Consider the following 22,602-nt stretch of genomic DNA (forward strand, 5'->3'; position numbering starts at 1 on the left):
AGTATCCCACTATATCCCATATATTCCGGGATTTATTAGGACTTCCGTGGATGGTGCTGGACAGGTAAGTGGCGGAGGGGGTGGGATTCGAACCCACGGTACACTCGCGTGTACAACGGTTTTCGAGACCGCCCCATTCGACCACTCTGGCACCCCTCCGAGGCTGTCCAGCGAGACGAGGGATTACATAAACTACCGGCTTCGCGGCAGCAAGCCGGGTGATGGCCCAGGTGACGGCAGTGCGGGCGGCGCAAACCGGCAAAAGAGCTGGAAAACGGCCGCATGATCGCTATATAATCGCCGCGTAATCACCGCGCCACATATTGACAGTACAATCTGCCGCGCTATAGTGCCGCGCCGAGGCTGTCAGGGCCTCAACACACATGAAATCCGGAATTAAAAAGCCATGTTCGCTGTCATAAAAACCGGCGGGAAGCAGTACCGCGTTTCGCCGCGCGACGTCATACGGGTCGAGCGGCTTTCTTCGCCAGCCGGCGAGGTTATTGAGCTGACCGACGTGCTGGCCATGGGCCGGGATGACGGCTTGAAGTTGGGCCAGCCGCTGGTTGAAGGCGCGCGCGTCGCTGCCACCGTGCTCGAACACAGCCGCGCCGATAAGATCCTTGTTTTCCACAAGCAACGGCGCAAAAATTTCCGCCGTACGCAGGGCCACAGGCAGAATCAAACGGTGCTGCGCATCGAAGAGATCCTGGCCCAGGGCGAAACCTTCACACCGCCCCCGCCGGCGCCGGAAAAGAAGCCCGCCAAAAAGCAGGCGTCCGTGAAAAAAGTGACTAAATCCAAGGCGGCAGGCGACGCAGATACCAAGAGCGCCGCCAAGCCAAGAGCCAAGGGCGCTGTAGCGAAAAAGCCAGCCGCCAAGAAAAGCCCGGCCAAGAAAAGCCCGGCTGAGAAAAGCGCTGCGGACAAATCTCAAGATGAGGAGACGTCGTAATGGCACATAAGAAGGCAGGTGGCTCTTCACGCAACGGCCGCGATACCGCTGGCCGACGCCTCGGCATCAAGAAATCCGGCGGCCAAGCCGTCATCGCCGGAAATATCATCGCCCGCCAGCGCGGGACGAAATGGCATCCCGGTGAAAATGTCGGCATGGGGCGTGACCACACTATATTCTCCCTCATCGAGGGACGGGTGAAGTTCACCAACAAATCCGGCGGAAAATCCGTGATCAATGTGGAGTCGGCAGTCTAACTCCGGATTTTCGGCGCACGGCTAACGAGGGAGCGGCGCGCCGCTCCCTTTTGTTTTTTGTGATCTGGGCAAGCTGCCGATAGAGAAATCACATGCGCTTTTTAGACCAGGCCAAGATATATGTCGCGAGCGGCGCCGGCGGCAACGGCTGCGTCGCATTCCGGCGCGAGCGCAACATACCGCTCGGCGGGCCCGACGGCGGCAATGGCGGGCGCGGCGGCTCGGTGGTGGTGCTCGGCGTAACCGACCTCAATACCCTAATCGATTTCCGCTACAAACAGCATTTCCGGGCGGCGCGCGGCCGCCATGGTCAGGGTTCCCAGCGCACCGGCGCGAACGCGCCCGATCTGATCATTAAGGTGCCGCTTGGCACGCAGCTCTTCGAAGATGACCGCGAGACACTGATCGCCGACATCACCCGGCCCGGCCAGCGAATCGTGCTCACCCCGGGCGGCGGTGGCGGCTATGGCAACAGCCACTATAAATCCTCGACAAATCGATCGCCGCAGCGCGCCGATCCCGGCCAGGATATGCAGGAGCGCTGGGTATGGCTGCGCCTGAAGCTGCTCGCCGATGCCGGCATCATCGGCCTGCCCAATGCCGGTAAATCGACCTTTCTTGCCGCTGTCAGCCAGGCCCGGCCGAAGATCGCCGATTATCCCTTCACCACCCTCAAACCGCAGCTCGGCGTGGTGGTGGTCGATAGTCATGACTATGTACTCGCCGATATTCCCGGGCTGATCGAAGGCGCGCATGAGGGTTCGGGCCTGGGCGACCGGTTTCTTGGCCATATCGAGCGCTGCGCTGTGCTGCTGCACCTTGTTGATGGCACCGAACCAGACCCGGGCGCGGCGTACCGCACTGTCCGCGGCGAGCTGTCCGCGTACGGTGAAGGATTGGCCGACAAGCCGGAAATCGTTTGCCTCAACAAATGTGACGCCCTGGACGCCGCGCGTCGCGACCGCCGGCTCAAATCCTTGGCGGCGGCAGTGGGCGGCCCGGTAACCGCTCTTTCCGGCGCCTCGGGCGAAGGCGTGGAAGAAGCGCTACGCGGATTGTGGCGCGCGGTCGAAGAGAAAAAGCGCGCAGCAGCAGAAGCAGCAGAGGCAGCTGCCGCCGTCGCTGCCGGCGGCGCAGGCGCGAAACCAGAAAAGCCGGTTTACGATCCGTTGGCCGGCTACTCAGGACGCCAGTCATGACTCCGGTCATAACGCCCAGCCTGCGACAGGCGCGCCGCCTGGTCATCAAGATCGGCTCCGCATTGCTGGTCGATGAAGCTGCGGGCGCTATTCAGCATGCCCGCTTGGCCGGGTTGGCCGAGGATGTCGTCCAATTGCGCCGCGCCGGCGCCGAAGTGATGATCGTCACCTCGGGCGCCATCGCCGTCGGGCGGCGTCATCTCGGGTTTCCCGCCGGGCCGCTCAAGCTCGAAGAGAAGCAGGCAGCGGCGGCGTGCGGCCAGGTCCGCCTCGCCCATGCCTATCTGGAGGCTCTCGCCGCCCACCAGATCACCGCGGCACAAATCCTGCTGACCATCGACGATACCGAAGAGCGCCGCCGCTATCTCAATGCGCGCAACACCATCAACACGCTGTTGGCCGCCGGCGCGGTGCCGATCATCAATGAAAACGACACCGTGGCGACGGCGGAGATTCGCTTCGGCGACAATGACCGCTTGGCGGCGCGGGTAGCCGCTATGATGAGCGCCGACACTCTATTGCTGCTGTCCACCATCGACGGCATGTACAGCGCCGATCCATCGCGCGACAGCACAGCCGAATGGATTCCCCGCATTGACGTGATCACGCCGGAGATCGAAGCGGCGGCAGGTGCCGCCGGCTCGGCCGATGCGTCGGGCGGTATGCTGACCAAGCTCGCGGCGGCGCGTATCGCGATGGCCGCCGGTTGCCACATGGTCATCGCGCGCGGCGATATCGACCGCCCGGTTGCGGCGCTCCAAGCCGGCGCGCGCTGCACCTGGTTCGTCTCCAAGGCGACGCCGCGCGCGGCGCGCAAGCATTGGATCGCGGGCAGCCTCCAGCCGCGTGGCACGCTCACAATCGATGCCGGCGCCGAAGCGGCGCTTTTGGCTGGGCGCAGCCTGTTGCCGGCCGGCGTCGGCGCGGTCGAAGGCGATTTCGAGCGTGGCGAAGCGGTCACCGTCAGGGGCGCTGGCCGCGGCCTGATCGGGCGCGGTCTATGCGCCTATTCGGCGGCAGATGCGCGCCGCATCATGGGCCATAAAACGGGTGAAATAGAGCGCATACTCGGATACCGTGGCCGCGACGCCATTATCCATCGGGACGATCTGGTGTTGGAAGAAAGCGCCTGACATGAGCGCCGTAAAATCGACTGAATCGAACGCCCTGGAAGCGCAGATGGCGGCGCTCGGCACCAACGCCCGAGCTGCCGGGCGGGTGCTCGCGATTACGCCCACGGCGGCCAAGCGCGCTGCCATCGAAGCGGCGGCGGATGCCCTGGCGGCGGGGCGCAATGTCATCATCCAAGCCAATGCCGAGGATATGAACCAGGCGCGCGCCGCCCAGCTAAACGCCGCCATGCTCGATCGCCTGGCTCTCGATGACGCGCGTGTCGACGCCATGGTCACCGGCCTGCGCGAGGTCGCGGCGCTCGATGATCCGGTGGGCCGGGCCTTGGGTGATTGGTCGCGGCCCAATGGCTTGCGCATTGAGCGCGTTTCGGTGCCGATCGGCGTGATCGGTATTATTTACGAATCCCGGCCCAATGTGACCGCCGATGCCGGCGCGCTATGCCTGATGTCGGGCAATGCCGCTATCCTGCGCGCAGGCTCTGAGAGTTCGCGTTCTTCGCACGCCATCGCGGCCTGTCTGCGGCACGGCCTGAGCGCCGCCGGCCTGCCGCAAGATTGCATTCAACTGGTGCCAACCAACGACCGCGCCGCAGTCGGCATCCTGTTGGCCATGGACGAGGATGTCGACATCATCGTGCCACGCGGTGGGCGCTCCCTGATCGAGCGTGTTAAGGAAGAGAGCCGCATCCCGGTGCTGGCCCATCTTGATGGCATTTGCCATGTTTATGTCCATGCGGCGGCGGATGCGGACAAGGCGCGCGACGTGACGTTCAACGCAAAAATGCGCCGCACCGGCATATGCGGCGCCGCCGAGACCCTGCTGATCGATCGCGCCGCGCTTGCCATGTTGCCAGCGATACTGGCGCCGCTCCATGAAGCCGGCTGCGAAGTGCGCGGAGATGCGGAGGTGTGCGCCCTCGATTCCGCCGCCGTTGCCGCCAGCGCCGTGGATTGGGATACCGAATATCTCGATGCCATCATTTCTGTCGCGGTAGTCGCGTCGCTGGAGGACGCCATCCGCCACGTCAATTTACATGGCTCGCACCATACCGACGCCATCATCAGCGAGGATCAAGCCGCCGCCGCGCGCTTCCTGGACGAAGTCGACAGCGCCATCGTGGTGCATAATGCCTCGACCCAATTCGCCGATGGCGGCGAGTTCGGCATGGGTGCCGAAATCGGTATTTCCAACGGCAAACTACATGCTCGCGGGCCGGTCGGCGTCGAACAATTGACGACCTATAAATACAAAGTCCACGGCGCTGGCCAGGTGCGCCCCTGAAGCCGCTGAAACCGCTGAAATCCCTCAAGCCTATGAAACCTATGAAGCGCCCCGCATCGCGCGCCCGCCCGGCACCGGTAAAAACTGCGGCGCCCGCCGGTGGCCTGCGCAGTGGCCTGCGCGTTGGCCTGTTCGGCGGCTCGTTCAATCCGGCGCATGAAGGTCATCTTCATGTCAGCCTCGAGGCCATCAAACGGCTCGGTTTGGATGAACTCTGGTGGCTGGTGTCGCCGCAGAACCCGCTTAAACCAACGCGCGGCATGGCGCCGTTCGAGCAGCGTTTGGCCGCGGCGCGGCGCCTCGCCCGCCATCCGGCGATTCGGGTGAGCGATTGCGAGCGGCGCTGGCACAGCCACTACAGTGCCGATACCATTGAGCGTCTGCGCCGGCGCCATCCGCGCCATCGTTTCGTCTGGGTCATGGGCGCCGACAATCTGGCCGATTTCGAGCGCTGGCGCCGCTGGCAGGATATCTTCAAAGCGCTTCCCATTGCGATATTCGATCGCCGGACTTATGCTCAATCGGCCTCGGCGAGCAAGCCGCTCAAGCGATTTGGCCGCTATCGATTGCCGGAACGGGCCGCGCGCTTGCTTGCTCTACAGTACCCGCCGGTTTGGACATATTTTCATGGCCGGCTGCACGCTGCGTCGTCAAGCGCGATTCGCGCCGGTGCGGCAGACCCGCGCAACGAAAACAGCGCTGCGGGCCGAAATAACGAAAGAGGAGACGGTCGATAACAAAGCCGAAAAAGAAGTCCGTTTCGACGGATAGCGCCGCCGCTGAGAACATGCGCCGCGCCGTTATCAAGGAACTCGAAGACGTCAAGGCCGAAGACATTGTGACCATCGCCTTGAACGGAAAATCCGATATTGCTGATTATATGATCGTCGCGACGGGCCGTTCGCAGCGCCAAGTCGGCGCGGCCGCCGAGCGCGTGCGCAAGGCGGCCAAGACATTGTCCGGCAAATTGGTCGCCGTCGAGGGTTTGCCGGCCTGCGATTGGGTGCTGGTCGATACCGGCGATGTGATCGTCCATATCTTCCGGCCTGAGGTGCGCGAATTCTATAATCTCGAAAAAATGTGGCTGGCGGATTTGCCACTCGATTCGGCGGACGGTGTCGCGGAGGGCGCGCTATAGCGCCGTTCGGCAGGTGCGGCTTGGCGCCGTTCGGCGTGTGCGGCCCGGCGCCGTTCGGCGTGTGCGGCCCGGCGCCGTTCGGCGTGTGCGGCCCGGCGCCGTTCGGCGTGTGCGAATAGCCGTTCTTGCCATCGGCCGGGCGCGCAACGATCCGGCAACACGCATCTTCGATGATTATATGGCGCGCCTGCCCTGGCCGCACGAGCTCCGGGAATTACAGGAAAACCGCCCGCTCAAGGCGGATAAGCGCAAACAGCGTGAAGCCGATCTTTTGCTTGGCGCTGTTCCCGAGCGCGCCTTGGCCGTCGCTCTCGACGGCGGCGGAAAGATGCTGTCGAGCGAGGAGTTTGCGCGGCGCATCGGCGCCTGGCGCGACGACGGCGTACCCTGTCTGGCGTTTCTCATCGGCGGCGCCGATGGCCACGGCGCGGCGGTGTTGAAGCGCGCCGATCTCACGCTCTCTTTCGGCGCGATGGTGTGGCCACATCTGCTGGTGCGCGCGATGCTGGCCGAGCAGCTGTGGCGCGCCGCCAGCATCTTGAACGGCCATCCCTATCATCGCGCTTGAAATCGCCCGCCCGGCGTAGGAAATAGGGACGCATGGCGAGTGAGGCGAACAGAGATGGTGATGAATAGGGTTCCCCGCCCCATGGTGTTGTGCGTGCTCGATGGTTGGGGAGAGGCCGCCGCCAGTGCCGACAACGCCATCGCTGTGGCACGCACGCCTGTGTGGGACGCCCTGTTGGCAAAATATCCACACAGCCTGCTGCACTGTTCGGGCCTCGACGTCGGTCTGCCGCACGGGCAGATGGGGAATTCCGAAGTTGGGCACATGAATTTGGGCGCCGGGCGCGCCGTAATGCAGGATTTGCCGCGCGTCGACGCCGCCATCAAGGATGGCTCGTTGGCCAGCTTGCCGGCGCTCGCCGATTTCATCGAAAAACTGCGCCGAAGTGGCGGGCGCTGCCATTTGATGGGCCTGTTGTCGCCGGGTGGCGTCCATGCGCATCAGGATCATATCGCGGCACTGGTCAAGATTCTCGACGGCGCCGGCGTGCCGGTAACGCTGCACGCCTTTCTCGACGGACGCGATACCCCACCGACTTCGGCGGCTGCGTATATGCGCCAATTCGAAGCGGATGTCGCGGCGGCGCGGCAATTCTCCATCGGTACGGTGTGTGGTCGCTATTGGGCGATGGATCGCGATCAGCGTTGGGAGCGCGTTGCGCGCGCCTATCTCGCGATCACCGACGCGGTCGGAACCCCCGCGCCGAATGCCGAGACGGCGGTTTCCTCCGCCTATGCCGCCGGCGAGAGCGATGAGTTCATGGCGCCGGCGGTGATCGCCGCCTACCCCGGTATGTCGGACGGCGACGGGCTGCTGATGGCCAATTTCCGCGCCGACCGCGCGCGCCAATTGCTGAGCGCATTCCTAGACCCCGCGTTTGATGGCTTCGCCCGGCCGCGCATAATCAACTTCGCCGCGGCGCTCGGGCTGGTCGAATATTCGCGCGACCTGAATGAATTCATGGCGTGTCTGTTTCCCAGCAGCGCCATCGAGAATGTCTTGGGAGAGGTGGTTTCCGCCGCTGGGCGGACCCAATTGCGCCTCGCCGAGACCGAGAAATACGCCCATGTCACGTTTTTCCTGAACGGCGGCGAAGAGTGTGTTTTTGCCGGTGAAGAGCGCATCTTGGTGCCCTCGCCGAAAGTCGCGACCTATGATTTACAGCCCGAGATGTCGGCACGCGAAGTCACCGACCGCCTGGTCGAGGCCATTCTCAGTAAACGCTTCGATTTGATCGTGGTGAATTACGCCAATACCGACATGGTCGGCCATACGGGGATCATGCCGGCTGCGGTCAAAGCGGTCGAAACCGTGGATTTCTGCCTCGGTCGGATGATTTCGGCGTTGTCCGAGGTCGGCGGCGCGGCGCTGGTTACCGCCGATCACGGCAACGCCGAACGCATGTTGAATGCGGCAGGCGACGACGCCCATACGGCACACACCACCAACCGCGTGCCGGCCATCTTGATTGCCGAAGCAGCAATTGGCGCGGAATTGCGCGACGGGCTTTTGGCGGATGTGGCGCCGACGCTGCTCAATATGATGGCGCTCGAGATTCCGCCGCAAATGACTGGGCGCCCACTTCTCAAATCGCGTGGCGGGCGCTCGCGTCGTGCGACGCCAGCCTAGGCTTCCCGGGCCGGTGCGCCGGGCCTGCCGCGTTCTGCTGCTCTCGGCGGCGCTGGCGCCGGCTTTTGCCGTGCCGGGCTTGGCCCAGGATTCGGTCACTCAAGATTTGGTAACCAAGAATATCGAAATAACCGGCCAGGCGTTGAGCCAGACGGAGGATGCACTGGTTGCCGGTCGGCGCGTCAAAGCTGAACTCGATACGCAAGTCTCTGAGATCAAGCAGGAAGTTCACCGCGTGCGGCGCGAGCTTGTCAGTGCCGCCGCCGCGGCGCAGGATTTGGAGAGCCATATCAGTGCTCTCGAAAGCAATTTGAGGGCGCTTGAAATTGAGCGCGGCGAAAAACAATTGGCGCTCTCGCGCCGCCGCAACGAATTGGCCCGGACTCTCGCTGCCTTGCAGCGTATCGGCCGCACACCGCCCGATCTGCTGATCTTCATGCCGGCCTCTATTCAGGAAATTTCGCACGCCCGATTGTTGCTCGGCGCCGTTGCCGGCCAACTTGACGCCCGTGCTGATCTGCTCGGCGAGCAGCTCAGCGGGTTGGCCCGCATCGGTGAAGAAATTAGCGCGCAACGCAGTTTGATCGATATCGAGGCCGAGCGCCTGCAAGCACAGCGCTCGCATCTCGGCCTCCTGTTGGCGCGCAATACCCGGACCTACGACCGGACGGAGGCACAGCAGATCGAAGCCGACGCAATGTTGTCCCGTCTTGTAGCCGAGGCGAGCACTTTGCAGGATTTGCTGGATCGTCTGATGAACGAGGACGCGCGCCGTCGGAAGATCAGGCAACGCGCGGCAACCCAGTCGATTCAAGCCGGGCCATCAGAAAGCCCGCCCGGCAACCGCCAGTCCGCGAAGAGCGCACCGCCGGTCGGCGGCGCGTCGGGCCTGGTGGTATCGCTCGGCGACGAGCAACCGGCGGACGGTGAAAATAGCCGTGGCGGCGGTCAGGCTGAGCAGATTGTTGCGCTGTTGCCGGTGCGCCCCCCGGCCAGCGCGGCGCGTGGCGCTTTTTCGACGCCGGCGCGCGGCCACTTGGTCAGCCAGTTTAACGAAACCACTGCGCTTGGCCTCACGACCAAGGGAATTATCATCGAAACCCGAGCGAGCGCCCAGATCGTCGCGCCCTATGACGGCCGAGTCGCTTTCGCTGGGCGTTTCCGCGAGTATGGCCTACTCTTGATCATAGACCATGGCGAGGGATATCATACGCTGCTCGCCGGTATAGGACGGATAGATGTGTTGTTGGATCAGCGTGTGCTGGCGGGCGAGCCGGTTGGGGTGATGGAGTCTATTGCCGAAGCGAAGCCGCATCTCTATGTGGAGTTGCGTAGCGACGGTCACCCGATTAACCCGCTGCCTTGGCTGGCGGCAGAAATTATCAAAGTAAGTGGTTGATATGCGTATTAGAATTTTAGCCGGCATCGCTGGCCTGGCACTGTTTGTTTTGCCGCTCACTGTACAGGCGGCGAGTGATGACACGTACCGACAGTTGAACCTGTTCGGCGATGTGTTCGAGCGCGTCCGCGCCGATTATGTCGAGGAAGTCAGCGACACTGAGCTGATCGAAGCGGCGATAAACGGCATGTTGAGCTCACTCGATCCTCATTCGCGCTTTCTGAACGCCAAAAGTTTTGAGGATATGCAGACCCAGACACGCGGCGAGTTTGGCGGTCTCGGCATTGAAGTGACGATGGATGAAAATGGCTTCGTCAAAGTCATTACGCCGATCGACGATACCCCGGCGCAGCGCGCTGGTTTGGAATCGGGCGATTATGTCACCCATCTCGACGGCGAATCGATCCTCGGGCTGAACCTGGCTCAAGCGGTCGAGAAGATGCGCGGCCCGATCGATTCGGGCATCGTGTTGACCATTCAGCGGCCCGGCGCCGAGGCGCCGTTCGATGTTGAACTCATCCGCGCCGTAATCACCATCCGCTCGGTCAGAGTCCGTATGGAAGAAGATGATGTCGCCTATGTGCGGATCTCCTCATTCTCCGAAAAAACTACGCGTGATCTGGAACGCGAGATCGACAAATTGCGCACTCAATACAGCGAGACGCTGAAGGGTCTGGTGCTTGATCTGCGCAACAATCCCGGCGGTCTTCTGGACCAGGCGGTCTCGGTCTCTGATTCCTTTTTGATCCAGGGCGAGATCGTATCGACGCGCGGTCGACGGCCGGATTCAATCCAACGCTTCAACGCCAAATCCGGCGATTTGATCGATGGCATGCCGATGATCGTCTTGATCAATGGCGGCTCTGCTTCGGCCTCCGAAATCGTCGCCGGTGCGCTGCAAGATCACCGCCGCGCCATCGTTTTGGGCACGCGTTCGTTCGGCAAGGCATCGGTACAGACGGTAATCCCGCTCGGCGGACATGGCGCCATGCGGCTGACCACAGCGCGCTATTACACGCCCTCCGGCACGTCCATTCAGTCGCGCGGCATTCACCCCGATATTCTCGTCGAGCAGGCCAAGATCGAACAGCTTGCCCGCGCACCGAGGCGTAGCGAGGCCGATCTGCGCGGTAGCCTGAGCAACGAGCAGGATAAGGATGGTGCCGCGGAGGATGCGGTCAGCGCGCCCGAAGGCGACGAGGCTCACGAGAACGAAGCAGAAAAAAGCGACACTGACACCGACACTGACACCGACACTGACACCGACACTGACACCGACACTGCGTCCAAGGTGCCCGACGATTACCAACTGGCCCGGGCGTTAGACCTGTTGCGTGGCCTGCAGCTTTTGTCGAGCACGATGGTCAATTGATCGTATAGCGGGTCGAGAAGGGTAGTCTCGCCGCTTTGAGCGATCCGTCTGAACAACCTCCCGAGGCGCGCGGAGAAAAGCGCCCGACATCACCGCGTCTGAAGAAATCATCTGTGAGCCCCCCGGCGTTCGCGGCGGTCTTGCTTGTCTTGGCGATCGGCGGCGTGCTGGCCTGGCTCGCTTTGAGCGCCGATAAATCTTCCGAGCCGTCCGGCAGCGACGTGGACGCAATGGTGACCGTTCACCTGGAGGGCGAAGAACCCAAAGCGGCCGATGCGCCAACATCCGATCCTGATGTGCCAGAGGCGTCGGAAGCTAACGCGGCAACGGCAGAGAAAGCTGACGAAGAGACGAAACCTGCTGCCGTGCCGGAGCTTGCCAACGATGCCGGCGCGAAAAAAGCGGCAGCCCCGCAATATGCCGCCATCGCCGCACCGCGAGGACCGATCCAACAGACCATAGCGCTCGCCCTCCCAGATCCCGCACTCCTGCAGGAAACCAGCCGAGGCGCCTTGCCCATTATCGGCCCCGATGGGCGCGAGCCGTGGCGCGTGTATGGTCGTTCCGTCGGGCCGGCAAGCGGTTTGCCGCGCCTGGCTATCATTGTTTCGGGCCTCGGGCTTTCAGCCGATGCCACCCTCCGCGCCATCCGCTTGCCGAAAGAAGTGACGCTGTCCTTCACGCCCTATGGCTCTGATTTGGAAGCCGATGTGGCGGCGGCCCGCGAGGCGGGCCATGAAGTACTGATGGATTTGCCGATGGAGCCGATCTCCTATCCGGCCGATGATCCGGGTCCGCACACGCTTCTCACCTCGCTCAATCCGAGCGATAATATCGCCCGCCTTGATTGGCTGCTCGGTCGCTTCAAAGGCTATGTCGGCGTGATCAATCATATGGGCTCGCGCTTTACTGCCTCGCCCGATCCTCTCCGCCCGATCCTCCGCGCGCTCAAGGAGCGCGGCCTGATGTTTGTCGACAGCCGCTCGACCAGCAAGAGCATTGCCGGCGGCTTGGCCGGGCAAATGCAATTGCCGCGCGCGATCAACGACCGCTTCCTCGATCACGAACCGACGCGCGGCGCGATCGATCAATCGTTCGCCGCGGCCGAGGGCGATGCGCGCGCGCGTGGCATCGCTCTGGTTGTGGCGCGCCCCTTCCCGGTCACCCTCGAGCGCATGGCGGAGTGGCTGCCGGTGCTTGAATCGCGCGGCATTGAAATCGTGCCGATCACCGCCGTTGCCGACAAACAGGCCAATCGATGAACGATGCATCGCACAATCCGCTGGCCAGCTCGTCTCCGGATACGGCACCAGTTGCGGCACCAGTAGCGGCATTGGAGTACCGTCCGGCCGTCGGCATTATTCTGCTCAATTCAACTCAGCTTGTCTGGGTCGGGCGGCGTTTTGGCGTCACCGCAGAGGCCTGGCAGATGCCGCAGGGTGGTATCGATGCCGGCGAAACGCCAGAGGCAGCGGCGTTGCGCGAATTGACGGAAGAAACCGGCGTCACCTCCGATCTCACGGAAGTTATTGCCGTTTCACGCGGTTGGCACTGCTACGACGTACCGCCGGAGATGACAAAATTGGCTTGGGGCGGGCGTTTCAAGGGACAGCGCCAAAAATGGTATGTCATCCGCTTTCATGGCCATGACAGCGATATCGATATCGCCACGGCAGAGCCGGAATTTTCCGAATGGCGCTGGTCTTCGGCGGCGGACCTAACGCGCCATATCGTCGACTTCAAGCGTCCGCTCTACACCGCGCTGGTCGAGGAATTCTCTGCTTTTTTGTAGGGCGGTGGCAGGGCACGCTGGAACTCGCCGGCGCTTGCAGAAACTCACAGAGATTTAACTCACAGAGATTTAACTCACAGAAACTCAACTCACGGAGAATTAGTGAATCGGCCGGTCAGGGTCTGGCGCTGCTGCGGCCGCAGCGGCCGCGTCTTCGGCCCTCAGATTGAGATTCCATTCGGCCTGGGTGGTGCTTGAGATCAACAAATCCAACAGCGAGTAGAGCAGTTTGGGCTCCAGGCTGAGATTGATCGCGCGGCCGTCTTTGGTTTGCAGGGTGAGTTGAGTGCCACCCTTTCCCGGCCCGGCGCGCACCCCGACGAGCAGTGCCGCGCCCTCGCCGAGAGGCCGCTTGGCCTCACCATCCTCATAGTTTTTTGAGTAATCGGCGGCCTGGCGCGCCTCCTGGCGTTGGAAGGATTTCACCGCCGCGCGGGTTTCCGGCGCCGACTGTGCCCTCACGTCGGGCAGGCTTTCCACCGATTTCGTCAACAGTTTCCACAGCAGCTTCACATAGCGCCGGGTCAGCCACAGGCGATATTCTGTTTTGCCCGTCGTGTTGATGCGCAGCAACAGGCGGTCTTCTTCGGGAGAAAAACCAAGATTTATCTGATGTAATTTGTCCTGCTCGGGTTTGGCGCCAGCGGCAGTCTGCTCGGGCTCGGCGCCTGCAGCGGTCTGCTCGGGCGTGGCGCCTGCAGCGGCTGGTGGCTTTGGCCGATCGGCCATCAGGCGTAGCCGGCGGCGCGTTGCAGATGTCTGGTATAAAGCCTGAAGGCGATCCAAATCACGCGGGTGATGCATTTGCCGAGAATGCCCTGCGGCTTGATCCCGGCTGACTTTAGCGTCATGCCGACGCCGAGCTGGACATGTTCGAAGCGATAGAGCGGCAACGTGCGCGCCATACAGGCGATATTCGCCTGTTTGCGGACATAGGGCGAGGTGTCGCCCGTTCCGCAATAATAGGCGTAGCTCAATTCATCGTCGCCAGTTTCGAAAAAGCGTCCCAACACAATCTTGAAGCGCTTCCAGCGGCCGACGCCTTCGATCTTCTGAAATTGCTTGGCGTAGCGGTAGAACAGCTTGTAATGGCGGAACTCGTCCGCCGCGATATAGCGGCAGATTTCGCGCAGCACCGGTTCGTCGATCGAATCGCGGAGCGCGCTATAATAGGATGAGGTGCCGACTTCGACGGCGCAGCGTGCCACCATTTCGCCGCACCGCGAGCCACGAACAGATTGTTCGGCGTTGACGTTGATCGGGTGGCCCTTGGAGAAGCGCGTAAACGCGTCGTCGAAATCGAAATTCGGATCGGCGAGCTCGGCATACCTGCGCAGCGCCTGACCGTGCTGGACTTCTTCCTTGGCCCAATTGGTTGCGTCTTCACAGATGCCCGGCTCGTCGCCGAACACGGCGCACAGATATTGGCCATAGGCACCGCTATGGTGTTCGACCATGCAAGCCGCCTTGACGAGCTTGAGGAGTTCAGGATCGAGCTTTTCGGGCTCGAAACTGTCCCAAGGAATGTCGTCGAGTGTCCAATGTCCCATAACTGCTCACCCGTGGCCGTAATCCGGCTGACGTCATTTTTTAGGATTATAGGCAGGTCACCGAGCCGGGCAAGCCTGCTGATTGCCCCCCGAGTCGCCCTACTGATTGTCTCTGATGTTCAGGAACAGGCGGCGAGGAGGGCTTGAGCCACCTCAATCGCTTTTTCACATTTCTCGCGTTCTGCGTCGGAACTCGCGTCGCTCAAATCGCGCTCGGCTGTATCCAGCCGCTGGCGCGCCGCGCTTTCGTCGATGTCGTTGAGATTGACCGATTCCGTCGACAGAATAGTGCAGCGCTCAGGCGTCACCTCAGCGAAGCCACCGCCGACGAAAAAACGCTCCTTCGGCTTGTCATTTTCAAATATTTCGATAATTCCGGGTCGTACCGCCGACAGCAGCAGCGAATGACCCGGCAAGACACCGAAATCGCCTTCCGCCCCCGGCACTACGACAAACTCGATATCGTCCGAATAAATCAGTTTTTCCGGCGCGACGAGCTCGAACTGAAAGGTATCTGCCACAATATTCGCCTATCCCTTAAGTCTTCGCCTATCTCTTAAGCCGCTTCGGCAGCCATCTGTTTGGCTTTTTCGACGGCTTCCTCGATGGCGCCCACCATGTAGAAGGCGGCTTCCGGTAGATCGTCATATTCGCCGGCGCAGATCGCCTTAAAGCTTGAGATGGTGTCCTTGAGGTCAACCAGCTTGCCCGGCGCGCCGGTGAATACTTCGGCCACGAAGAACGGCTGCGACAGGAAGCGCTGAATTTTGCGCGCCCGCGCGACGGTGAGCTTGTCTTCTTCCGACAGCTCGTCCATGCCGAGAATGGCGATGATGTCCTGCAGTGATTTATAAGTTTGCAGCACCCGCTGAACTTCACGCGCAACAGCGTAATGCTCTTCGCCGATGATGCGCGGATCGAGCATGCGCGAGGTCGAATCGAGCGGATCCACCGCCGGGTAAATACCGAGTTCGGCGATCTGGCGCGACAGCACGGTAGTGGCGTCGAGATGCGAGAAGGATGTTGCCGGCGCCGGGTCGGTGAGATCGTCCGCCGGTACGTAAATTGCCTGCACCGAGGTGATCGAGCCCTTTTGCGTGGTGGTGATGCGTTCCTGCAGATTGCCCATCTCAGTGGCCAGCGTCGGCTGATAGCCCACCGCCGACGGCATGCGGCCGAGCAGGGCGGACACTTCCGAGCCCGCCTGAGTGAAGCGGAAGATGTTGTCGACAAAAAAGAGCACGTCCTGGCCTTCCTCATCGCGGAAATACTCCGCCTGAGCGAGGCCCGTGAGACCAACCCGCGCACGCGCGCCTGGCGGTTCGTTCATCTGGCCATAGACCAGTGCCACTTTCGAGTTCGCGCCTTCCAGGTCGATAATGCCGGATTCAATCATCTCGTGATAAAGGTCGTTGCCTTCGCGGGTGCGCTCGCCGACGCCGGCGAATACTGAATATCCGCCATGCGCCTTAGCAATATTGTTGATCAGCTCCATGATGATCACGGTCTTGCCAACGCCGGCGCCGCCAAACAGGCCGATCTTACCGCCCTTGGCGTAAGGCGCCAGCAGATCGACAACCTTGATGCCGGTCTCAAGAATTTCCGCTTCCGTCGACTGATCGACGAAATCCGGGGCCGGGGCATGGATCGGCATGGACTTGGTGGTGGTCACCGGGCCACGCTCGTCGATTGGCTCGCCGATCACATTGATGATGCGCCCCAACATTTCCGGCCCGACCGGCACCATAATGCCGGCGCCCGTGTCGCTCACGGCCTGGCCGCGCACCAAGCCTTCGGTGGTGTCCATGGCGATGCAGCGCACAGTGCTCTCACCGAGATGCTGCGCCACTTCGAGCACCAGCCGGTTACCGTGATTGTCGGTCTCCAACGCATTTAAAATCGCCGGCAAGTCGCCGTCGAAATGAACATCGACGACCGCACCCATAATCTGGGAAATGGTGCCGTTTGTGTCTGTAGTGGCCATGGCCTGGCTCCCGTCGCGCTTGAATTCAGTTTTTGTGTTGCGTTTTGTTTTCGTAGCCGTCAACCCGCCTAGGTAGCCTCGGCGCCGGAGATGATTTCAATCAATTCTCCGGTGATCTTGGCTTGGCGGGTGCGGTTGTAATTAAGGGTCAGCTTGTCGATCATCTCGCCGGCATTGCGCGTGGCGCTGTCCATCGCCGTCATGCGCGCGCCCTGTTCGCTTGCCGCGTTTTCTAAGAGCGAGCGGAACACCTGAATCGATAAATTATACGGCAGCAATTGCTCAAGAATTTCTGCCTCTTCCGGCTCGAATTCATATATCGCGCCGCCCCGGTCGATCTGCTCCTCGGCGTCATTGCCTTCCGCTCCATGCGCCGAATCGGCGAACGGAATGATCTGCTGGAAGGTGACGATCTGGGTCATCACCGATTTAAAATGATTGTAGACAATGGTGCAGACATCGAATTCGCCGGCTTCGAATAGGGTCGTGATTTTTTGCCCGATCACGTCGGCTTCATCATAGGTCGGGCCGCGTTTCGACGTTTCCTCGGCGCTGCCGATGATCAGCGAGCCGAATTCGCGCTGCAATTGCTCGCGCCCCTTGCGCCCAACGCAGTATATTTTAACCGTCTTGCCGTCGTTGCGCAGTTCCATGATTCTGAGGCGCACGGCGCGGGTGATCGTGGAATTGAAGCCGCCGCAGAGACCCCGGTTCGATGACGCAACGATGATCAAATGGGTGTTGTCGGCGCCATTGCCGCGCAGCATCGCCGGTGCGTCTTCGCGCTCGCGCATGATCTCGGCCAGGCTGCCGACCATGCGTTCCATCCGTTCGGCATAAGGCCGCGCCGCTTCGGCGGCTTCCTGCGCACGGCGCAGTTTGCTTGCTGCGACCATCTTCATAGCCGAGGTGATCTTTTGGGTCTGCGTCACGCTGTCGATGCGGGTGCGCAGGTCCTTGAGAGTGGCCATCTCGCGTTATGCTCCGTCTTACCAGTCGGGCTCAGGCGAATTTCTTGGTGAAATCGTCGAGCATCGAATCGAGCTTCTTTTCATTGTCTTCGCTCATCTCGCCGTTGGTGCGGATGGCGTCGAGAATATCGCCGCCACCGGAGCGGATCTCACCGAGAAATTCTTGCTCGAAACGACCGATTTGCTCAACCTCGATGCCATCGAGATAGCCGCGCACGCCGGCAAAGATAACCACTACCTGCTCCTCGATCGCCAGCGGCGAATATTGCCCCTGTTTGAGCAGTTCTGTAAGCCGCGCGCCACGCGCCAGCAGGCGTTGGGTGGAGGCGTCCAAATCCGAGCCAAACTGCGCGAATGCTGCCATCTCGCGGTACTGCGCTAGCTCCAGCTTAATGCGCCCGGCAACCTTCCTCATCGCCTTGATCTGCGCCGCTGAGCCCACCCGGCTGACCGAGAGACCAACGTTAATAGCTGGGCGGATGCCCTGATAGAAGAGAGTGGTTTCCAAGAAAATCTGACCATCGGTAATCGAGATCACGTTGGTCGGAATATAGGCCGACACGTCGCCCGCCTGGGTTTCGATCACCGGCAGCGCCGTTAGCGATCCGCCGCCATGATCAGCGTTCATTTTTGCGGCGCGCTCCAACAAGCGGGAATGGAGGTAGAACACGTCGCCCGGATAGGCTTCACGGCCCGGCGGGCGGCGGAGCAGGAGTGACATCTGGCGATAGGCCACCGCTTGCTTTGAGAGATCGTCATAAATGATCACGGCATGCATGCCGTTGTCGCGGAAATATTCACCCATGGTGCAGCCCGAATAGGGTGCGAGAAACTGCAGGGGCGCCGCTTCGGAAGCGGTGGCGGAGACGATGATGGTGTATTCCAGGGCGCCGTTCTCTTCCAGCGTCTTCATCACTTGAGCCACGGTCGAGCGTTTTTGCCCGATGGCCACATAGATGCAATAGAGCTTTTTGCTTTCGTCGCCGCTGGCGTTGATGCCCTTCTGATTGATGATGGTATCAATCGCGACGGCGGTCTTGCCGGTCTGGCGATCACCAATGATCAATTCGCGCTGGCCGCGTCCGACAGGGACCAAGGCGTCGAGTGCCTTGAGGCCGGTCTGGACCGGCTCGTTCACCGACTGGCGCGGGATAATGCCGGGCGCTTTGACTTCGATGCGCTTCATCTCGGTGAAATCGATCGGGCCTTTGCCGTCGATCGGATTGCCGAGCGGGTCCACGACGCGGCCCAACAGGCCTTTGCCGACCGGGACTTCGACGATGGCACCGGTCCGCTTAACCGTATCGCCTTCCTTGATCGCCCGATCCTCGCCGAAAATCACGACGCCGACATTGTCGGTCTCAAGATTGAGCGCCATGCCGCGGATATTGCCTGGAAATTCGACCATCTCGCCGGCCTGGACGTTATCCAGACCATAAACGCGAGCGACACCGTCACCCACGGAGAGCACTTGTCCGACCTCGGCGACATCCGCTTCGGTGCCAAAATTGGCGATTTGCTCTTTGAGGATTGCCGATACTTCAGCGGCGCCGATGTCCATTCTCAAATCCCTTTCATGGCGAGCTCAAGATTTTCGAGCTTCGTCCGTAGTGAATTGTCGATCATGCGTGAACCGACCTTGACGATCAGTCCACCAATCAAACTCGGGTCGACCGTGGTTTCCAACGCGACGTCGCGGCCGACGATTTTCTTAAGCGCCTCTTTGACGGCGCTCAAATGTGCTGGCTTCAATTCGCTGGCCGAGGTGACCTCCGCGGAAACTTCCCCGCGATGCTCGGCCACCAGCGTCTGAAACGCGGCGATTGTACCTTTCAAGGCAAACAGCCGGCGGTTCTGGGCCATCAGGCCAACTAAATTTCCGACGAAACTCGACATGCCAGCGCGGCTGATAATGGCTGCCATCGCGGCGCCCTGTTCGCCGCGCGAGACAATCGGGCTGCGGACGAGGCGCGCCAGATCGGCGCTTTCATCCATCAGGGCGCTTAAATCACTGAGCTCTCCGGCCAGTTTATCAAGCTGATCCTGCTCCAGTGCAAGATCAAAAAACGCCGTCGCATAGCGCTTGGCGAGATCACTCTGACCTGTGGATTTGGCTGCCACCGAACTTCATTCCCTCAACTCTGCCGCCGTGGCTTATCCGACGGTTCTTGGTATTTTTCTGCGCTGAATTTCTAAGCTGAATTGGCCGTAAATCAGCCCTTCCGAGCAGTCCCTCCGCCCGAAAAGCAGGCGATAAGTAACATACTGTATATGGTCACGCAACTGACTCCGAAAAGTCATATTATTATAATTATTTCAACATCTTAGTTCTATAAAAAGCTATACGGATCAACGTCCACCCGAAGCGTTACGCGAGAAGGCGCGTCGAGGTCGGCGAGCCAACGGCGCAGCCATGGCTGCGGCAACACCGCGCGCGCGCATTTGATCAACAGGCGGTAACGATAGCGTCCGCGTAACAGCGCCATAGCGGCCGGTGCCGGCCCGAGAACTTCAATGCCGCCGTCCGCCGGCAGGGTGCGGCGCGCGATGCGGGCAAGTGCGCGGGCGGTCGCGGCGACGCTGGCCTCGTTGCGCCCCGACAGGATAATCGCGGCGAGCCGCCCGGCCGGCGGCTGGCCATGCTGCTCGCGCGCTTCCGCCTCGCGCGCCAGGAAAGCTTCGCGCCCGCCGGTCGCCAGCGCCGCCATGACCGGATGTTCCGGCATATAGGTTTGCAGCAGCACACGCCCGGGATGGCGCGCTCGTCCGGCCCGCCCGGCGACCTGATGCAGCAGTTGGTAGGTGCGCTCTGCGGCGCGCAAATCGCCACCGGCAAGGCCAAGATCGGCGTCGATCACACCAACCAGTGTGAGCAACGGAAAATGATGGCCCTTGGCGATGATCTGGGTGCCGATCAAAAGATCGATTTCGCGCTTCTCGATGCGGGCGATAAAATCCGCCGCTTCACCTGGCCCGGCGATGGTGTCGCTGGTGACGATTTCGCTGCGCACCTCGGGGAATAAAGCCGCCGCTTCTTCGGCCACCCGTTCCACGCCCGGCCCGCACGCCGCCATGCGGCCCTCGGTTTCGCATTCCGGGCAGGCCTCGGGTTGGCGCCGGCGATAGCCGCAATGATGGCAATTGAGGGTGTCGGAAAAGCGATGAGCGACCAGCCAGGCGGTGCAATTGGGGCATTCGAGCCGATGGCCGCAGGCGCGGCACAGCGTCAGCGGTGCATAGCCGCGCCGGTTCAGGAACAGCACCGCCTGCTGCCCGGCGGCAAAGCTTTCCGCCATCGCCTCGCGCAGCGGCGGTGAAATCCAAGCGCCTCGGGGTGGTGGCGTGGCGCGCATATCGACGGTCTCAATATGCGGCAGTTGGGCGCCGCCATGACGGTCCGGCAGGTCCAGGCTTTGGTAGCGCCCGCTGCGCACATTGCCGAGGGTTTCGAGCGACGGCGTGGCCGAGCTGAGCACCAGTGGGCAGGCTGCCAGACGGCTGCGCATCACCGCCATATCGCGGGCATGGTAGATCACGCCGTCTTCCTGCTTGAACGCGCTGTCATGCTCTTCGTCCACGACGATCAGGCCAAGTTCGGCGAACGGAAGCCAAAGCGCCGAGCGCGCGCCGACGACAACGCGCAGGCTGCCGTCTGCCACGCCGCGCCAGGTCTCGCGTCGCGCGCGCTGGCCGAGTTCCGAATGCCACACCGCCGGCGCGGTGCCAAAACGCGCGCGGAAGCGTCCCAGCCATTGTATGCCGAGGGAAATCTCCGGCAGCATCACCAGCACCTGGCGCTCCGCTTCCAACGCCGCCGCGACGGCCTCGAAATAAACCTCCGTCTTGCCTGATCCCGTCACCCCGTCCAGCAGGGTGACGCTAAACCCAGTCTCGCGCACGCGCGCTGCGAGCGCGTCCGCAGCTACCCGTTGATCCGCCGATAGCGTGGCGCGCGGCAGGCGCCAATCCGGCGGTTCTGGTGCTTGCCAGGCAGGCAGTGACACGTGCCTGAGCGCGCCGCTGTCGGCGAGCCCGCGCACCACGCCGGCGCTGACGGCGGCCTCGTGCGCCACCTCTTGGGCGCCGCGCGGCAGGCCGTCGGACAATAAGTCCAACACGCGCTGGCGCGCCGGCGTGAGGCGCTCGGGTAAATTCTCGCCGGCAAGATATGCCACGCGCATTTTGGCCGGCTCCAACGCCGCCGGCACGCTCATCGCCATGCGCAATACCGCGCCGCGCTTCGCCAAAGTGTATTCCGCCACCCAATCGACCAGCTTGCGCACGCTTTCAGGCAGCGGCGGCACCGGCAAAACGCTGTTGATATATTTCAGCCGGTCGCGCGTCAGGCTGGCGTCACCATCGTCCTCGACCGTTCTCCAAACCACGCCCGTAACCTCGCGGCTGCCGAGCGGCACGCGGACAAACGCGCCCTCGGGCGCGCATTCCCCGGCCGGGACCAGATAGTCATAGGCGGTGTCGAGCCCGAGCGGCAGCAGGACGGCGATACGGGCCGTATCGTCGCCGGTCTCGGGCGGGGTTAAAGTGGCGTCGTTCTTAGCCATCCGATAAAATGTGCCAACGACTCGCCGCCGCCTCAAGCCGGGCGTTTTCAGCGTCCTGCGCTGGCGCTCTGCCGGTCGCGGGATTTGGGCGCGGTGGGAGCATTCAACAAGGGATAGCAGGGCATGAAATTCTTCGTCGATACGGCGGAAATCGGAGAGATCGAGGATTTAGCGGCCACCGGGCTGCTCGACGGCGTGACCACCAATCCGTCGCTGATCCATAAATCAGGCGGCGATTTTATCGAGACGGTCACCCGCATTTGTCAAATCGTCGAGGGGCCAGTCAGCGCTGAAGTGACCGCGACAGACGCCGACTCGATGATCGAGGAGGGCAGGCGCCTGGCCGGAATCGCGCCCAATATAGCGGTCAAGGTGCCGCTCACCTGGGATGGTCTCAAAGCCTGCCGTACGCTCAGCCAGGCCGGGACAATGGTCAATGTGACGCTGTGTTTTTCCGCCGCTCAAGCGTTGCTGGCGGCCAAAGCCGGGGCCACCTTCATCTCGCCCTTTGTCGGGCGGCTCGATGATATCGGCCAGGATGGCATGGTACTGATCGAGGAGATCGTTACCATCTACAGCAATTACCCCGACACGCTGCACACCGAAGTGCTGGTTGCCTCGATCCGCGATCCCATCCATTTGATTGAGGCGGCAAAGCTCGGCGCCGATGTTGCCACCGTGCCACCCGCCGTGCTGCGCAAACTGGCGCAGCATCCGCTCACCGACATTGGCCTGGCCACATTCCTCGCCGATTGGGAAAAGACCGGGCAGTCAATTCTCAGCTAGTCACATAGGGGAGTGCCGCTATCGC

General features: G+C 61.9%; 22 protein-coding genes and 1 tRNA gene. 14 read left to right on the forward strand and 9 right to left on the reverse strand.

Annotated features, from left to right (window positions below; all coding sequences use genetic code 11):
- Window positions 1–69 precede the first annotated feature (69 nt).
- A tRNA-Ser gene (locus O3A94_04105) sits at window positions 70–159 on the reverse strand.
- 247 nt (window positions 160–406) lie between these two features.
- Here O3A94_04105 and rplU point away from each other — a divergent pair.
- The 13 genes from rplU (at window position 407) to O3A94_04170 (ending at window position 12,724) form a co-directional block, all read left to right on the forward strand.
- Window positions 407–955, forward strand: coding sequence for a 50S ribosomal protein L21 (rplU, locus tag O3A94_04110; GenBank protein MDA1355436.1), 549 nt, complete (start codon window positions 407–409; stop codon window positions 953–955).
- Entirely contained in the window at window positions 955–1,212 is a 258-nt protein-coding gene (gene rpmA / locus O3A94_04115; protein ID MDA1355437.1) for a 50S ribosomal protein L27, read from the forward strand. The genes rplU and rpmA overlap by 1 nt, the downstream gene beginning before the upstream one ends.
- A 92-nt stretch (window positions 1,213–1,304) precedes the next feature.
- Window positions 1,305–2,411 (forward strand): GTPase ObgE, encoded by a 1,107-nt coding sequence (gene obgE / locus O3A94_04120; GenBank protein MDA1355438.1) that lies wholly within the window; start codon window positions 1,305–1,307, stop codon window positions 2,409–2,411.
- Window positions 2,408–3,544, forward strand: a complete 1,137-nt coding sequence (proB, locus tag O3A94_04125) for a glutamate 5-kinase (GenBank protein MDA1355439.1) — start codon at window positions 2,408–2,410, stop codon at window positions 3,542–3,544. The genes obgE and proB overlap by 4 nt, the downstream gene beginning before the upstream one ends.
- 1 nt (window position 3,545) lies before the next feature.
- Complete coding sequence (locus O3A94_04130; GenBank protein ID MDA1355440.1) at window positions 3,546–4,826, forward strand: glutamate-5-semialdehyde dehydrogenase; 1,281 nt, start codon at window positions 3,546–3,548, stop codon at window positions 4,824–4,826.
- A gap of 41 nt (window positions 4,827–4,867) precedes the next feature.
- Complete coding sequence (locus tag O3A94_04135) at window positions 4,868–5,563, forward strand: nicotinate-nucleotide adenylyltransferase (GenBank protein ID MDA1355441.1); 696 nt, start codon at window positions 4,868–4,870, stop codon at window positions 5,561–5,563.
- A gap of 50 nt (window positions 5,564–5,613) precedes the next feature.
- Window positions 5,614–5,964 (forward strand): ribosome silencing factor, encoded by a 351-nt coding sequence (gene rsfS / locus O3A94_04140; protein ID MDA1355442.1) that lies wholly within the window; start codon window positions 5,614–5,616, stop codon window positions 5,962–5,964.
- A 109-nt stretch (window positions 5,965–6,073) separates the two neighbouring features.
- Window positions 6,074–6,532 carry a 23S rRNA (pseudouridine(1915)-N(3))-methyltransferase RlmH gene (gene rlmH, locus O3A94_04145; GenBank protein MDA1355443.1) on the forward strand — a complete coding sequence of 153 codons (459 nt, stop codon included), beginning with the start codon at window positions 6,074–6,076 and terminating at the stop codon, window positions 6,530–6,532.
- Window positions 6,533–6,592: 60 nt separating this feature from the next.
- A complete protein-coding gene (gene gpmI, locus O3A94_04150) occupies window positions 6,593–8,161 on the forward strand; it encodes a 2,3-bisphosphoglycerate-independent phosphoglycerate mutase (GenBank protein ID MDA1355444.1) in 1,569 nt (522 codons plus the stop codon).
- Window positions 8,145–9,560, forward strand: coding sequence for a peptidoglycan DD-metalloendopeptidase family protein (locus O3A94_04155; GenBank protein ID MDA1355445.1), 1,416 nt, complete (start codon window positions 8,145–8,147; stop codon window positions 9,558–9,560). Before gpmI ends, O3A94_04155 begins: the two co-directional genes overlap by 17 nt.
- 1 nt (window position 9,561) lies before the next feature.
- Window positions 9,562–10,932 (forward strand): S41 family peptidase, encoded by a 1,371-nt coding sequence (locus tag O3A94_04160; GenBank protein ID MDA1355446.1) that lies wholly within the window; start codon window positions 9,562–9,564, stop codon window positions 10,930–10,932.
- 113 nt (window positions 10,933–11,045) lie between these two features.
- Window positions 11,046–12,194, forward strand: coding sequence for a divergent polysaccharide deacetylase family protein (locus tag O3A94_04165; GenBank protein ID MDA1355447.1), 1,149 nt, complete (start codon window positions 11,046–11,048; stop codon window positions 12,192–12,194).
- Window positions 12,191–12,724, forward strand: coding sequence for an RNA pyrophosphohydrolase (locus O3A94_04170; GenBank protein MDA1355448.1), 534 nt, complete (start codon window positions 12,191–12,193; stop codon window positions 12,722–12,724). Before O3A94_04165 ends, O3A94_04170 begins: the two co-directional genes overlap by 4 nt.
- Before the next feature lie 99 nt (window positions 12,725–12,823).
- On the opposite strand, the gene O3A94_04175 is transcribed toward O3A94_04170, so the two are convergent.
- From O3A94_04175 to O3A94_04210, 8 genes are all read right to left on the reverse strand, one after another.
- Window positions 12,824–13,453 carry a hypothetical protein gene (locus O3A94_04175; protein MDA1355449.1) on the reverse strand — a complete coding sequence of 210 codons (630 nt, stop codon included), beginning with the start codon at window positions 13,451–13,453 and terminating at the stop codon, window positions 12,824–12,826.
- The gene (locus O3A94_04180; GenBank protein MDA1355450.1) at window positions 13,453–14,274 is read right to left on the reverse strand and encodes a ferritin-like domain-containing protein; all 822 of its coding nucleotides are present in this window, start codon (window positions 14,272–14,274) and stop codon (window positions 13,453–13,455) included. Before O3A94_04180 ends, O3A94_04175 begins: the two co-directional genes overlap by 1 nt.
- Before the next feature lie 119 nt (window positions 14,275–14,393).
- Window positions 14,394–14,795, reverse strand: a complete 402-nt coding sequence (locus O3A94_04185) for a F0F1 ATP synthase subunit epsilon (protein ID MDA1355451.1) — start codon at window positions 14,793–14,795, stop codon at window positions 14,394–14,396.
- 35 nt (window positions 14,796–14,830) lie between these two features.
- Window positions 14,831–16,258, reverse strand: coding sequence for a F0F1 ATP synthase subunit beta (gene atpD / locus O3A94_04190; protein ID MDA1355452.1), 1,428 nt, complete (start codon window positions 16,256–16,258; stop codon window positions 14,831–14,833).
- A gap of 68 nt (window positions 16,259–16,326) precedes the next feature.
- Window positions 16,327–17,229, reverse strand: a complete 903-nt coding sequence (locus tag O3A94_04195) for a F0F1 ATP synthase subunit gamma (protein ID MDA1355453.1) — start codon at window positions 17,227–17,229, stop codon at window positions 16,327–16,329.
- A gap of 31 nt (window positions 17,230–17,260) precedes the next feature.
- On the reverse strand, window positions 17,261–18,790 hold the full coding sequence (gene atpA, locus O3A94_04200; protein ID MDA1355454.1) for a F0F1 ATP synthase subunit alpha: 1,530 nt from the start codon (window positions 18,788–18,790) through the stop codon (window positions 17,261–17,263).
- A gap of 2 nt (window positions 18,791–18,792) precedes the next feature.
- Window positions 18,793–19,350 carry a F0F1 ATP synthase subunit delta gene (locus tag O3A94_04205; GenBank protein MDA1355455.1) on the reverse strand — a complete coding sequence of 186 codons (558 nt, stop codon included), beginning with the start codon at window positions 19,348–19,350 and terminating at the stop codon, window positions 18,793–18,795.
- Window positions 19,351–19,559: 209 nt separating this feature from the next.
- The gene (locus tag O3A94_04210) at window positions 19,560–21,791 is read right to left on the reverse strand and encodes a primosomal protein N' (GenBank protein MDA1355456.1); all 2,232 of its coding nucleotides are present in this window, start codon (window positions 21,789–21,791) and stop codon (window positions 19,560–19,562) included.
- A 123-nt stretch (window positions 21,792–21,914) separates the two neighbouring features.
- Here O3A94_04210 and fsa point away from each other — a divergent pair, with 123 nt between their 5' ends.
- On the forward strand, window positions 21,915–22,577 hold the full coding sequence (gene fsa / locus O3A94_04215) for a fructose-6-phosphate aldolase (protein ID MDA1355457.1): 663 nt from the start codon (window positions 21,915–21,917) through the stop codon (window positions 22,575–22,577).
- Window positions 22,578–22,602: the final 25 nt, after the last annotated feature.

Source organism: Pseudomonadota bacterium, assembly GCA_027624955.1.
Lineage (GTDB): Bacteria > Pseudomonadota > Alphaproteobacteria > UBA828 > UBA828 > PTKB01.